Origin of the sequence: Gordonia sp. VNK1 (assembly GCF_040049135.1) — a bacterium.
Taxonomy (GTDB): Bacteria; Actinomycetota; Actinomycetes; order Mycobacteriales; family Mycobacteriaceae; genus Gordonia; species Gordonia oleivorans.
The window spans coordinates 24,277-38,463 of the sequence record NZ_JBDZDJ010000003.1 but is presented as its reverse complement, the minus strand read 5'-3'; the positions used below and the strand labels follow the sequence as shown (position 1 = coordinate 38,463).

The following is a 14,187-nucleotide window of genomic DNA, read 5'->3' as shown; positions in this document are numbered from 1 at the left end:
CCCTCCAGGATATGGGCTGCCGCCGGGGTGCGATCCGGCCCCCGATCACCGGGTCGGCACACCCGCCCGGCATCATGGAGGTCATGGCTGGTTCGTTGTGGCATGGGTTCGCCGACATGGGTGCGGTGACCGCGAAGGGTCCGTTCGTCGTCGCCCGAGGTGAGGGCGCCCGCATCTGGGACGTCGACGGCAACGAGTACCTCGATGCCACCGCCGGGCTGTGGTTCACCAACGTCGGCCACGGACGCACCGAGATCGCCGACGCGGTGGCCGCACAGCTCGGGCGGCTCGCGCATTACTCCGGCTTCGGTGATCTGACCGCCGACGTCACCGATGCCCTCGCCGACCGGCTGGCGCAGATCGCGCCGGTGCCCGGTAGCAAGATCTTTTTCACCTCCGGTGGTAGTGACTCGGTGGACACCGCGGCCAAACTGGCACGCCGGTACTGGAACGAGGTCGGTAAGCCGGAGAAGACCCTGCTCGTCGGGCGCACCAAGGCCTACCACGGCATGCACGTCGCCGGAACGTCGTTGGCCGGCATCCCGGTCAATCACGACGGCTACGGTCAGCTCATGCCCGACGCCGAGTCGGTGGACTGGGATGACGCGAAAAGCCTTCTGGGACTGATCGAACGGGTCGGTGCCGACAAGGTGGCCGCCTTCTTCTGCGAACCGATCATCGGGGCCGGCGGCGTGTACCTGCCGCCGGCGGGATACCTCACCGAGGTCCGTCAGATCTGCCGGGACCACGACATCCTGTTCGTGGCCGACGAGGTGGTCACCGGCTTCGGCCGCATCGGCGGCGGCAGTTGGTTCGCCTCATCGCGTTTCGACCTTCAACCCGACATGATGACCACCGCGAAGGGACTCACCTCCGGGTATGTGCCGATGGGTGCGGTGTTCATCGCACCGCGCGTCGCCGAGCCGTTCTTCGCCGGCGGTGTCTGGTGGCGGCACGGCTACACCTACGGCGGTCACGCCGGTGCGGCGGCCGCGGCCATGGCCAACCTCGACATCATCGAGCGCGAGGGTCTGATCGGCGAGGCGGCACGCCTCGAAGGTGATCTGGCCACTCATTTCGCCCCGCTTGCCGAACTCGACGCGGTCACCGAGGTGCGCACCGGGCTCGGCGCGGTGACGGCGGTGCAGCTCACCGACGCACCGACCGCGATGGCCGCGGTCGGTACGCTGCGCCGGCACGGCGTCAGTGGCCGGGCCGCAGGCCAAGGGGCACTGCAGATCTCGCCGTCGTTCGTGATGACCACCGAGCAGGTGGCCGACATGGCCGAACGGTTCCGGGCCGCACTGACCGACTGAGCGCGCCCGTCACCCGATTCCCGCCGGCACGACGACAACCGGCACGGCGACAACCGGCACGACGACAACCGGCACGACGACAACCGGCACGACGACGACGGCCCGGTCACCTCACGGTGACCGGGCCGTTCGTCATGACCGGATGATCAGGCGTTCGCCAGCACCTCGGTGGTCGAGATGGCCTGGGCCACACCGGAGACGGTGGCGGCAACCTTGACGGCCTCCCAGACCTGCTCCTTGGTCAGTCCGGCGTCGCGGACGACCTTGGCGTGGGCCGCGGTGCAGTCGTGGCAGCCGTTGATGGTCGAGACGGCCAGGCTCCACAGCTCGAAGTCGGCTTTGTCGACCCCCGGGTTGCCGATGATGTTCATCCGCAGACCCATCCGCACCTGGGCGTAGTCGTCGCCGAGGAAGCTCTTGGCCCGGTAGGCGACGTTGTTCATGCCCATGATCGAGGCGGCGCCGAGGGCGGCGTTGTAGGCCTCGGCCGACAGTGTGTCACCGGCCTCCTCGGCGATCTCGGTGAGCACCTTGGCATTTCGGCTCGCGGCGGCGGCGGCGAGGAAGGTTCCCCACAACTGCTGCTCGTTCAGCTCGGTGGTGCGCGCCAGTGACGACAGGTTGAGCTTGAGGTCCTTGGCGTACTCGGGAAGGGCTTCCTTCAGATTGTCGATGCTCATCTCAGTCCTTCTCAGACGCTCGCGGTCAGCAGTTCGCCGGCGTCGATCGTCGGATCGCCCTTGCGCCAGTTGCAGGCGCACAGTTCGTCGGACTGCAGGGCGTCGAGGACACGCAGCACCTCGTCGACGTTGCGGCCGACCGAGCCCGCGGTGACCGACACGAACTGGATCTCGTTGTTCGGGTCGACGATGAAGGTGGCGCGATCGGCCACCCCGTCGGCGTTGAGAACGCCTGCGGCCGAGACGAGTTCGCGCTTGAGGTCGCTGAGCATCGGGAAGGGGAGGGTCTTGAGGTCCTCGTGCTGGGCACGCCACTGGAAGTGGACGAACTCGTTGTCCACCGAGGCGCCGAGAACCTGGGCGTCGCGATCGGCGAACTCCTCGTTCAGCTTTCCGAACGCGGCGATCTCGGTCGGGCACACGAAGGTGAAGTCCTTGGGCCAGAAGAAGATGATCCGCCACTTGCCGGGATGGTCATCGCTGGAGATCTGGGTGAAGTAGTCGTCGGGTTGCTGGGCGTCGACCTTCGACAGGTCGCCTCCGATGACAGCGGTCAGGTTGTAGGCGGGGAACTGGTCCCCGATTGTCAGCAGAGCCATGGCGTGTGACGCTCCCTTTCGTCTCGCGTGACAGCGTCGTCGGCGCATGCGACGACGACGTGTCGTAGTGGTTACCCCTCAATTCTGCGCCGAAACCGCCGAAAGTGAAACGTGATGATTAGCACTATACTGATAGGTATGGCTGATAAAACTTATCAACCCTCGCTGGCCGGCCTGAGGGCCTTCGTGGCGTTGGCACGGACACATCACTTCGGTTCTGCCGCAGCAGAACTCGGAGTCAGTCAGCCATCGCTGTCGCAGGCGCTGGCGGGTCTGGAGAACGGGTTGGGGCGCAAACTCATCGAACGCACCACGCGGCGTGTCTTCTTGACACCGGAGGGGCGCACGTTGCTCGACCGGGCGATCGCGGTGACCGATGCGGCAGACGAGTTCCTGGCCGCCGCGGCGGGTGCCGACGACCCGTTGGTGGGCACCCTTCGGCTCGGGCTGATTCCGACCGTCGCCCCCTACATCCTGCCCACCGTGCTGCGCGGATTGCCGGAACAACTGCCGGACCTCGGGCTGCGGGTGGTGGAGGATCAGACCGCGCGGCTGCTCGCCGCGCTGCGCGACGGCTCACTGGACGTGGCGATCCTCGCGTTGCCCGCCGACGCGCCCGGCATCGCCGAGATCCCGATGTACGACGAGGATTTCGTCCTCGCCCTGCCGTCCGGGCACCCGCTGGCCGGCCGCAAGCGCGTCGACCCGAGCACCCTGGCCGAACTCCCGCTGCTGCTGCTCGACGAGGGGCATTGCCTGCGTGATCAGGCCCTCGAGGTGTGCCGGCTCGCCGGGGTATCGCCCGACCTCGGACAGACCCGTGCGGCATCGCTTGCGACCGCGGTGCAGTGTGTCGAGGGCGGGCTCGGCGTCACTCTGATCCCGGACACGGCGGTCGAATCCGAAACCGCCGGAGGAGAATTGGCGACCGCACGATTCAGCGTGCCGCGACCGGGGCGGCGCGTCGGGCTGGTCTACCGCGAGTCCTCGGGGCGCGACGAGGCCTATCGTCGGCTCGCCGGGGTCATTGCCGACCTGATCGGTGCGGGTGGCTCGGTGCGCGTCGTCGCGAGCGGCGTCCCGGTCTGAGCGAGGTGCGCGTAAACGACCGTGCCGCGTCTCATCGCCCGGTGACCGCGGCGAGTTCCTCCCACTCGTCGAGCAGGCTGGAATCGACCTCGCGGACCATGGCACCCACCCGATCGGTGATGTCCTCGATCTCGTCGGTGGCAACCGCCAACGGAAGGCCTTGTCGCAGAACGCGATAGCAGTCGGAGAGATACCGCAGCACGATGCCCTCGCTGCGGGCGAGTCCGTAGGCCGAGATCAACTCGGTGAAGGTCATCGCCCGTTCGAGCATCTCCCGCAGCACGGATTTGGGTTTCGGCGGAAACCCGGACACCCACGGATGCCCGCGACGGTAGACGTCGAAGGCATAGGCGATCTCCTCGGCCAGCGGACGGGGCCAGGTGATCTCCTCGAGGCGCGCCATCCGTTCCTCGTACTCGACGCCGTCGGCCTTCATCTCCGCGATCGCCGCATCCCGCGCCACCTTGCGCTGCGCCAGCAGCACCGGGCGCGGATCCTCCAGCGTGCATTCGAGAACGGAGACCACATCGAGGGCATACGTCGACGATTGCGGGTCGAGGAGTTCGAAGGCGGCGAGCGCGAACGCCGACAGGGGATTGGTGAGGGCGAAGTTCTCCGGCATGTCGACGCTGAGCGAGACATGTCGGCCCTCGTCGTCGGGTTCGTCGAGTTGCACCACGATGCCGGCGTTGCGCAGGTCCCGGTACAGCGCGATGGTGTGCCGGATGTGACGCAACTGCCGATCCCGCGGCTCGTGATTGCCCTCCAACAGATGTCGCGTCGCGGCGAAGCAGTCACCCGGCCGGCCGAGCACCTCGAGCAGCATCGCGGTGGTCATCTGGAAATGCGAGCGCAGCGGCTCGTCGGGCGCCTGCGCCAACTGCAGGAAGGTCTTCTCACCCCACGACACGAACCCCTCGGGCGGTTTCTTGCGGACGATCTTGCGCAGCTTCTTCGGATCGTCGCCCGCCTTGGCGACCGCGCGTGCGTTGTCGACGTCGTGTTCGGGTGCCTGGGCGACGACGTAGCCGATGGTGTCGAAGCCCGCGCGCCCGGCGCGCCCGGCGATCTGATGGAACTCGCGGGCCCGCAGCCGTCGCACCCGGGTGCCGTCGTACTTGCTCAGCCCGGCGAACAGCACGGTGCGGATGGGCACGTTGATCCCCACGCCGAGGGTGTCGGTGCCGGCGACCACCTTGAGCAGACCACGCTGGGCGAGACGTTCCACCAGCCGGCGGTACCGCGGCAGCATCCCGGCGTGATGCACGCCGATCCCGGCGCGCAGCAGTTTCGAGAGGGTGTTGCCGAATCCGGTGGCGAACCGGAAGTCGCCGATCGCCTCGGCGATCACCGCCTTCTCGGCCTTGTCGCAGATCCGGGCCGACAAGAGCGCCTGAGCCCGCTCCACGGCGGCGGCCTGGGTGAAGTGCACGACGTAGATCGGGGCCCGGCCGCGGTCGATGAGATCCTCGATCGTCTCGTGGATCGGGGTCATCGCGTAGTCGTACTCCAGCGGGACCGGCCGCTGCGTGCCGGTGATCGCGGCGGTGTCACGGCCGGTGCGCTCACGCAGGTCGTCGACGAAGAAGCCGACGTCGCCCAGCGTGGCCGACATCAGCAGGAACTGGGTGTGCGGCAACTCGATCAGCGGCACCTGCCAGGCCCAGCCGCGGTCACGCTCACCGTAGAAGTGGAACTCGTCGGCGACGAGCACGCCGATGTCGCTGTCGGCGCCGTCCCGCAACGCCAGATTGGCGACGATCTCGGCCGTCGCGCAGATGATCGGGGCGTCGGCGTTCACGGCGGCGTCGCCGGTGAGCAAACCCACCGACTCGGCGCCGAACTGCTCGCACAGATCGAAGAACTTCTCGCTGACCAGCGCCTTGATCGGCGCCGTGTAGAACGCCCGGCGTCCCTGACAGCGGGCGAAATACACCGCGCCGGAGGCGACCAACGACTTGCCCGAGCCGGTCGGCGTGGCCAGGATGACGTTGCTGCCGGCGAGCAACTCCAGCAGCGATTCCTCCTGGTGGGGATAGAACTCGATCCCACGGTCGGACCACCACCGGGTGAAGTGTTCGAGGGCGGCGTCCTCGTCGGCGGTCGGGGTGAGTGGGATGGTCGCCGAGCTCAGATCGGGAATGATCGACCGCCCGGGTCGCCGTCGGAGTCCTCACCGGCGTCATCGGTGCCGGCGCCGAACCCCGGCTGCTCGTCGGAGCCGTCCGGCGCGTGCAGATCGGCCAGGAACCGCTCGAGCTCTGCACCCAGCTCATCACCGCTGGGCAGGGATTCCTCGGTGGCCAACAGCGAGGCGCGTTCGGTCTGTGCCTGCGCGAACGCGTCGTACTGCTGCTCGAGCGCGGTCACGACGGACTCGATCTCGGTGTTCCCCGAGACCTCGTTGTCGACCTGCTCGCGTACCTTCTCGGCGGCCGAATCCAGTGCTGCGACCGGCAATTCGAGCCCGGTGAGCGACGACACCGTCTGCAGCAACCGGGCCGCGGCGGCGGGATAGTCGGTCTGCGACAGGTAGTGCGGCACGTGCACCGACAGCCCCGTCGCGCGTCGGCCGGCCTGGCCGAGGCGCAGTTCCAGCAACATCGAGGCGCTCGCCGGAAGTTTCATCGCCGAACCCCACCGGGGCAGATCGCCGAGCAGGTCGGGATCGCTGCCATGCGCGGTGAGCGACGGCGGCCGGGTGTGCGGCACGGCCATCGGAATGGCGTTGAGACCGATCACATCGGTCACACCGAAATGGTCGGCGAGCCTGCGCACCGCCTCGACGAACTTCTCCCAGCGCAGATCGGGCTCGGATCCCGACAGCAGCAGGAACGGGCGGTCCTCGGCGTCGCGGATCGCGTGCAACGTCAGCGTCGGCATGGCCACATCGGTGAAGGTCTCACCGCTGAAGTCGATGGTGGGGCGACGCGAGCGATAGTCGATCAGCTCGTCGGTGTCGAAGGTGGCGACCAGATCGGAGCCGAACGCATCGCGCAGATGCGTCGCGGCCAGCGCGACGGCGTGGCCGGCGTCGGCGAAACCGTCCAGCGCGTGGATCAGGACCGGGCCGGTCTCGGCGCCGTCCCGTTGGACGGCGGGCGTGGGGAAGGCGAGCTCGTACAGGGGCCGGTCGTCGGCGGAGTGCTCGTCCATGTCGTCCCTCCTGTCGTTCTCGTGCCGGTCGTTGTTGTGCCGGTCGTTGTCGGTGCCGGTGGTTCTCGTGCGTGAGACTCTCGTGTCGCCGCGATCAATTCTCGTGCACCGAATGTCCATTGTCGCGTATCGGCGCTGTTCGGGGCGAATCCCGTGGTCATTCCGCGGTGGCGGTGCGCGTGCCACCGAGGGTCGTCGCCGCCGGTGAACTCTCCATCCGGTGACCCCTCCAGAAGTACAACCGCGACGCGTCGCGGTAATTCCCGGTTCGGGGCTCGGTGACCGGTTGTCCCCCGGCCGAGGGACCCCGGAGTGTCGGTGGGCCCCGTGGCCCACGAAGGTGGCACAGTGGGGCGTTGTGCGGCTGAGCAGAAGGATCGGCACGACGCGTCGGCGTCGGCCAACGGGTGACGTCGGTCGCTCGATGTCTCTGCGCACACTCACCCTGGTGGCGTGCATGGTGATGCTTCCCGTGGCCGCCGGCTGCACGGTGACCGGGCATTCGGTGGCCGACTCGGGTGACCTGTCGTCGTCATCGGTGCAGGCCGACGACTTCCCGGTTCCGGGGGCGACCCGCGTACCCACTCCGGCGGTGCCGTTCGCCGTGGCGGGCCTCGCCGGAACGGACCCGGCGATCGCGAGTCCATCCGACTGCATTCCGCCGCGCGTCGACGCCACCGGCGCGGTGGTGTGGCAGGTGATCGTCGACGGCGGTGCCTCCTCCTACACGAGTGCGGTGACCCATGCCGACGAGTCGGTCGCCGCGGACGTGGCCCGGGCCGAGCGCTGCCCCCAGACATTCTCCGGTGACGCCGCAGCCGGCACCCGGATCACGACGACCGTGCTGCCCGCACCGCCCGGCCCGACCGGCGTCGACACCGCGGCGATCCGACGCATCACCGGAAGCGGCGACGACGAGCATCGGGTGGTCACCAGCAGTCTCACGCTGATCGGTCAGCGCGACGGGGTGCGGGTGTACGCGCAGTACCGCAACCCGGGCGAGGACGCCATCCCCGCCGACGCCGCGGCCGGCCTCGACTCGTTGTTCACCAAGGCACTGGCCGCCGCATTCGGGTGACCACCCGCGGCACGGCGACGGGTACCGCGTCGGCCTGTGGATGGCGGGACATCGGGGGATAACCCGTCGTCCCGGCGGTCGCCCCGGCCGGAAGTGGCCGCCACCCGGCGAACCATGTGGCGCATGACATGCACACACCCCCGCCGTCTCAAGGCCCGCTCGCTTCTCAGTGCCGTTCCCGCGCTCCTCGGCTTCATCCCCGAATCCTCGGTGATCCTCGTCGTGCTGCGCCCTCCCAACCACGTGGGAGTGGCGATGCGCTACGACCTCTCCCTGACCGAGTCCGGTGCTCCCGACGACGATCTGCTCGATGTTCTCGACCGGCTCGGCACCATCATCGAACGGCAGGGCGGCGGCGGTCCGGTCGTCGGGGTGATCGCCGATCGCCGATTCCACCCCGATGATCGGCGCTACCGTCAGGTGATGGCGGTCGCCAACCGCTTCCTGGCCGCGGTCGGCGGCATCGCCCAGGGATTCGTCGTCACCGACTTCGAGGAACACGCGCCCTGGCATCTCATCTGGGATCCGCGAGGCGACGGGCCGACCGGCGCGACCCTGAGAACCGCGTCGGCGACCGGCACCCTGACCGACCCACGCACGTCGCCGACCGCGATCGCGTCGGCGGTCGAGACAGGTCGCCGGATCCTGGCGCGCCGTTCGGACATGGCCGCGATGCTCACGCCGCTGCCGCATTGCACGTCTGCGTCATGTGAGCGCAGCGAATCCCCGGCGACCGCGCCGATGGCCGTGGTGCCGCCCGGCGTCGCCGACCCCGACGAATGTGCGGCACTGCTCACGGATCTGCTGACCGCGATGGCCGAACCACCCGACCTCGGTTGTGCCGGCGTGGCCCGACTGGAACGGGCGATCCTGACGCTCGACGTCCGGGACGCCGCACTGGCATGCGCGGTGACCGATCTGCGGGCCGGCGCCGAGTACCTCTGGCGCGAGCTGGCGCGGCGGCTGATCGGCACGGGCCGGGCGAGCGCGGCCACGCTGCTCGCCCATCTGCATTACGTCGCCGGTGAGGGTGGATACGCCGGGGTGGCATTGGACTGTGCTCTCACCGCCGACCCGGACTGGGCGTTGGCCCGACTGCTCGATCGCGCGCTCCGCGGTGGCCTGGAGCCTGCCGTACTGCGGGAAACGATCGATGACAGCTACGCGCAGGCAGCCGAGTGGGGGATGGACCTGCCGCGCATGACGTTGCGTCAGGTCGGTTGACGTCGGTGGGTGTGGCCCTGCAGCCCTACACCTTCTCGACGAAGATTGAATGGGCCATCTCGGCCGACAGCACCATACCGTCGTGTCCCGGGGTGTCGATCTCCACCTTGTGTGGTGTGCAGGTGACCGTCACGCGGGCGTTGGGGACCACGCCCGCCTCGCGGAGGTCGGAGATCAGTTCCCGGTCGGACTGGGCGTGTTCGGCGACGCGTCGCACGATGACGGCGACGGCGTCGCCCTGCGGCAGGTCCGACAGACGGGTGGCCGCATCCTTGACCGGCGGGGCCTCGGCGCCGAGTGCCTCGAGGCCGGGGATCGGGTTGCCGTAGGGGGAGGTCGTCGGATTGTCGAGCACGGTGAGCAGGTGGCGTTCCACGTTCTCGCTCATCACATGCTCCCAGCGGCAGGCCTCGTCGTGCACCTGATCCCAGGGCATCCCGATCACGTCGACGAGCAGACGCTCGGCGAGCCGATGCTTGCGCATCACGGCGACGGCGAGTCCTCGTCCCTTGTCGGTGAGTTCCAGATGGCGGTCGCCGGCCACCCGCAGCAGCCCGTCGCGTTCCATCCGTGCGACGGTCTGGGACACCGTGGGTCCGCTCTGATCCAAGCGTTCGGCGATGCGTGCGCGCAGCGGCACGATGCCTTCTTCCTCGAGGTCGTAGATCGTCCGCAAGTACATCTCAGTGGTGTCAACCAGATCGTTCACTCTGCGTAGTCCCTTCGTCCCCTCAAGGGTACCTTGACCAGCACCGGAATCGAGGCTGCCGGCCGCGCCCGGTCAACGTGCCCCTCGGCCACGCCGTCGGACGCCCGTTGTCACTACCTCACAGTGGAAGTGGGGGATATGGCCTAGCCTGAGTGGCGTGGCAAGACAGTGGAGTCCGCGATGACCGCCGCGGTGATCTGGAGTGAGGACTTTCTGTCCTACCGATGGGCGCACACGCATCCGATGAATCCGGTCCGGCTCGCGTTGACGATGACGTTGGCCAACAGTTTCGGAGTCCTCGACGACGTCGACCTCGCGCCGCCCCTGCAGATCGACGACGACCAGCTCGCCGTGGTGCACACCCGCGACTACATCGACGCGGTGCGAGCGGTCGGGTCCGGCACGGCATCGCTGTCGGGGCCGTTACTGGAGCGTCTCTTCGGCCTCGGGGACGCCGACAATCCGGTGTTCGACGGCATGCACGAGGCGGCTCGTCTCCTCGTCGGCGGCACCCTCGCCGCCGCCCAGGCGGTGGCCTCGGGATCGGTACGGCGCGCGGTCAACATCGGCGGCGGCATGCACCACGCGATGAAGTCGCGGGCCGCCGGGTTCTGCATCTACAACGACTGCGCCGTCGCGATCCGGTGGCTGCTCGACAACGGCTTCGACCGCATCGCCTACATCGACATCGACGCCCATCACGGCGACGGTGTCCAGGCCGAGTTCGTCGCCGATCCGCGGGTGATGACGATCTCCCTGCATCAGCATCCGGCGACGCTGTGGCCGGGTACCGGCTGGCCCACCGAGATCGGCGACGACGACGCGCACGGCACCGCGGTCAACCTCCCGTTCATGCCCGGAACGCAGGATCGCTTGTGGCTGCGTGGTTTTCACGCGGTGGTGCCGTCGATGATCGCGGAGTTCCGGCCGCAGATCCTGATCAGTCAGTGTGGCGCCGACAGCCATCGCGCCGATCCCCTCACCGACCTCGCCCTCACCGTCGACGGACAGCGGGCGGCGATGATCGCGATGCGGGAACTCGCCGAACGGTACTGCGAGGGACGGTGGATCGCCGTCGGCGGCGGCGGATACGGCGTGGTCAACGTCGTGCCGCGCAGCTGGACACATCTGCTCGGCGTGGTCCTCGACCGCGACATCGCCGTCGACCGGGTGATCGACGAGTCGTGGCGGTCCTCGGCCGAGCAGATCGCCGGACGCATCTACGAGGAGTACGCGGCACAACCGGTCGGCGTGATGGGTGACGACGGTGATGTCGCCTATGTGCCGTGGGACGGCGACACCGGACAGTCGCCGCCACCGGGAATCGACGAGTCGGCACTGCGCCAGACCGACCGAGCCATCATGGCGACCCGCAAGGCCGTCTTCCCGCTGCACGGACTCGATCCGGAGGACCCGCGTGACTGATCAGCGACCCGACACCGCGACCACCGACACCGCGAACTCGGATCCGGCCCCGGCCGACCAGCACACGTCCGACCAGCACACGTCCGGCGGCTGGGACTACCCACGGCACTGGATCGCCGACGTGCTCGCCTCCGACGGTGGCGTCGTGCATCTGCGCCCGATCGTTCCCGGTGACGCCGACCGCGTGGTCCGCTTCCACGCCGGGTTGAGTGAACGCACGCGGTACATGCGGTACTTCGGTCCGACGCCGACCCTGCCACCGCGCGAGGTGGTCCGGATGACCACCGTCGACCACAAGACGCGCGTGGCGATCGTCGCGGTCCTCGGCGGCGAGATCATCGCGATCGGCATCTACGAGGGCCTCGCCGCCGACGGGAAACCGGAGTCGGCCGAGGTCGCATTCGTCGTCGCCGACGAACACCAGGGCCGCGGACTGGGCCCGATCCTGCTCGAGCACCTCGCCGGGGCGGCCGCCGAGAACGGATTCACCCGGTTCGAGGCCGAGGTGCTCAGCGAGAACCCGAACATGGTGGCGGTGTTCCGCGACGCCGGATACCAGATCACCCGGGCCTTCGACGGTGCCACCGTCCATGTGGAGTTCCTCATCGATCCCACCGAGGCCCTGATGTCGGTGCGCAACGCGCGGGAACGGGCGTCGGAGGCCCGCAGCGTCGCCAACCTCCTGCGGCCGGCGTCGGTCGCCGTGATCGGCGCGTCGGCCGACCCGAAAAAGGTGGGTAATGCGTTGCTCGACAACATCATCGCCGGTGGCTTCACCGGTCCGGTGTTCCCGGTCAACGGCCCCGCTCATCGCGGCGGGGACGCCGACGCCGAATCCCAGCCCGGCGCCGCCGCACACGGGGCCGGTCCCGGACACCACGGTCCCGGACATCCCGGTCTCGGCCATCACGGCCACGGCAATCCCCGACGGCCGGTCCGTGAACGTCCACCGTCGGTGCGCGGCATCCGCGCCTACGAGTCGGTGCGCGACATCCCGGATCCGGTGGATCTGGCCGTGGTCGCCGTGCCGGCCGCGGTGGTCGACACCGTCCTCGACGACTGCCTGGTGAAGGGTGTGCGCACCCTGGTCATCGTGTCGTCCGGATTCGGCGAGAGCGGGGAGGCCGGGCTGGAGAGTGAACGACGACTCGTCGAGCAGGTCCGCGAACACGGCATGCGCCTGGTCGGTCCCAACGCGCTCGGCGTCGCCAACAACGACCCGGAGATCGCGCTGAATGCGACTCTGGCGCCCCGCATCCCGGCCGCCGGGCGGGTCGGGTTCTTCTGCCAGTCCGGTGCCCTGGGCATCGCGATCCTCGACACCGCCGCGCGTCGGCAGATCGGACTGTCGACCTTCGTCTCGGCCGGCAACCGCGCCGACGTCTCCGGTAACGATCTGCTGCAGTACTGGGATTCCGACACCGCCACCGACGTGGTGCTGTTGTACCTGGAGAGCTTCGGCAACCCGCGGAAGTTCTCCCGGATCGCGCAACGGGTGTCGCGGACCAAGCCGATCGTCGCGGTGAAGTCGGGCAAGGGCGCGATGACCGCGGTCCGCGCCGCACGCTCGGCCGGGGCCCGGCTCGACGACCGCATCGCGCAGATGGTCCTCGAACAGGCGGGGGTCATCCAGGTCGACACCATCCCCGAACTCTTCGACTGCGCAACGATATTCGCCTACCAGCCGCTGCCCCGAGGTCCGCGCACCCAGGTCATCGGCAATTCGTCGGTCATCGCGAGTCTGGCCGCCGACACCGCCCGCACCGGCGGACTCGAGGTCATCGGCACCGTGGACCTGGGGGCCGGCGCGTCGGAGGAGGAATTCGAGTCGGCGGTCGCGGCGGCGATGGTCGACGACGGGGTCGACGCCGTCATCGTGGTGTTCGTACCGCCGGTGGCCGTCGACGCCGATTGGCATGCACGTGCGCTCATGGCCGCGGCGAACACGCCGGGCGGCGTTCCGAAACCGATCGTCACGACCTTCCTCGCGGTCGAGGGCATCCCGCCCGGACTGATGCGACCGGGGCCGCACGGGTTGCCGGAGCGTGGATCCATCCCGTCCTACGGCAGCCCCGAGCGGGCCGCGGCGGCGCTGGCGAACGCGTGGCAGTACGCGCGCTGGCGCAGCGCCCCCGAACCCACCTTCGCGCGACCGGCGGGTACCGATGCCGAGGCCGCCCGGATGTTCGTCCGTGAGCACATGGACGGGCTCACCGACGGACAGTCCGGCGAAGGGGGCCGCGACCTCACCGAGGTCGAGGCGGCCACCCTGCTCGGCTGGTACGGCATCGACGTGGTGGAGTTCCGCGAGGTCCGCACCATGCACGAGGCCAGTGCCGCGGCCCGTGAACTCGGCTTCCCGGTCGCGGTCAAGGCCACGTCACCGGGATGGCGCGGCCGGCTCGACCGGGAGGGCGCACGCCTGGACCTGCCCGACCCGACATCGGTGGTGACCGCGTTCGCCGAATTGATCGCGCTCACCGGCGATCCGGTGCTGCACGTCCAGAAGATGGCCCCGAAGGGGGTCGGGACCGTCGTCACCATGCGCGACGACCCGTCGTTCGGGCCGCTCATCTCGTTCGGGCTGTCCGGCAGCACCTTCGACCTCCTCGGCGACCGCGCCTACCGGGCGGTGCCGCTGTCGGATCGCGATGCCGCCGACCTCGTGGCGGCACCACGATCGGCACCCCTGCTCGACGGCTACCGCGGAGAACAGCCGATCGACAAGGAAGCACTCATCGACCTGCTGCTGCGCATCTCCACCCTCGTCGACGACATTCCGGAGATCCGTGAGGTGGTGTGCGACCCGATCCTGGTCTCACCCGACGCCGTCGCGGCACTGAGCGCCCGGATCCGGATCGGCCCGGTGCCCTCCAGGAAGGACGCCGGGCCGAGACGGTTGAGTTAGTCG

Annotated in this window: 11 protein-coding genes; 6 read left to right on the top strand and 5 right to left on the bottom strand. The window is 69.0% G+C overall.

The genetic code is table 11. The features are described from left to right. The first annotated feature begins 83 nt into the window (after window positions 1-83). Complete coding sequence (locus ABLE94_RS04130; RefSeq protein WP_348803567.1) at window positions 84-1,316, top strand: aminotransferase family protein; 1,233 nt, start codon at window positions 84-86, stop codon at window positions 1,314-1,316. Between the two features lie 146 nt (window positions 1,317-1,462). On the opposite strand, the gene ahpD is transcribed toward ABLE94_RS04130, so the two are convergent. Together ahpD and ABLE94_RS04120 are read right to left on the bottom strand one after the other, a co-directional pair. After that, on the bottom strand, window positions 1,463-1,996 hold the full coding sequence (gene ahpD / locus ABLE94_RS04125) for an alkylhydroperoxidase, AhpD family (protein ID WP_348803568.1): 534 nt from the start codon (window positions 1,994-1,996) through the stop codon (window positions 1,463-1,465). Between the two features lie 11 nt (window positions 1,997-2,007). Continuing rightward, complete coding sequence (locus ABLE94_RS04120; RefSeq protein WP_348803569.1) at window positions 2,008-2,595, bottom strand: peroxiredoxin; 588 nt, start codon at window positions 2,593-2,595, stop codon at window positions 2,008-2,010. Between the two features lie 138 nt (window positions 2,596-2,733). Between ABLE94_RS04120 and ABLE94_RS04115 the strand changes: the two genes are divergently transcribed. Next, entirely contained in the window at window positions 2,734-3,684 is a 951-nt protein-coding gene (locus tag ABLE94_RS04115; RefSeq protein ID WP_348803570.1) for a hydrogen peroxide-inducible genes activator, read from the top strand. A gap of 31 nt (window positions 3,685-3,715) precedes the next feature. On the opposite strand, the gene ABLE94_RS04110 is transcribed toward ABLE94_RS04115, so the two are convergent. Both ABLE94_RS04110 and ABLE94_RS04105 read right to left on the bottom strand, forming a co-directional pair. After that, window positions 3,716-5,818: a DEAD/DEAH box helicase gene (locus ABLE94_RS04110; RefSeq protein ID WP_348803918.1), complete on the bottom strand. Its 2,103-nt coding sequence runs from the start codon at window positions 5,816-5,818 to the stop codon at window positions 3,716-3,718. Continuing rightward, the gene (locus tag ABLE94_RS04105; RefSeq protein WP_348803571.1) at window positions 5,815-6,840 is read right to left on the bottom strand and encodes a proteasome assembly chaperone family protein; all 1,026 of its coding nucleotides are present in this window, start codon (window positions 6,838-6,840) and stop codon (window positions 5,815-5,817) included. The genes ABLE94_RS04110 and ABLE94_RS04105 overlap by 4 nt, the downstream gene beginning before the upstream one ends. Window positions 6,841-7,264: 424 nt before the next feature. Between ABLE94_RS04105 and ABLE94_RS04100 the strand changes: the two genes are divergently transcribed. Together ABLE94_RS04100 and ABLE94_RS04095 are read left to right on the top strand one after the other, a co-directional pair. After that, a complete protein-coding gene (locus ABLE94_RS04100; RefSeq protein WP_348808111.1) occupies window positions 7,265-7,918 on the top strand; it encodes a hypothetical protein in 654 nt (217 codons plus the stop codon). Window positions 7,919-8,041: 123 nt separating this feature from the next. Further along, on the top strand, window positions 8,042-9,142 hold the full coding sequence (locus ABLE94_RS04095) for a DUF4192 domain-containing protein (protein WP_348808110.1): 1,101 nt from the start codon (window positions 8,042-8,044) through the stop codon (window positions 9,140-9,142). Between the two features lie 25 nt (window positions 9,143-9,167). Here the strand turns inward: ABLE94_RS04095 and ABLE94_RS04090 are convergent, their stop codons facing one another. Next, a complete protein-coding gene (locus ABLE94_RS04090) occupies window positions 9,168-9,851 on the bottom strand; it encodes an iron-dependent transcriptional repressor DtxR (protein WP_348808109.1) in 684 nt (227 codons plus the stop codon). 180 nt (window positions 9,852-10,031) lie between these two features. On the opposite strand from ABLE94_RS04090, the gene ABLE94_RS04085 reads away from it, so the two are divergent. Next, complete coding sequence (locus ABLE94_RS04085; RefSeq protein WP_348803575.1) at window positions 10,032-11,276, top strand: acetoin utilization protein AcuC; 1,245 nt, start codon at window positions 10,032-10,034, stop codon at window positions 11,274-11,276. Further along, window positions 11,269-14,184, top strand: coding sequence for a bifunctional acetate--CoA ligase family protein/GNAT family N-acetyltransferase (locus ABLE94_RS04080; RefSeq protein ID WP_425476138.1), 2,916 nt, complete (start codon window positions 11,269-11,271; stop codon window positions 14,182-14,184). Before ABLE94_RS04085 ends, ABLE94_RS04080 begins: the two co-directional genes overlap by 8 nt. The last annotated feature ends 3 nt before the right edge of the window (window positions 14,185-14,187 follow it).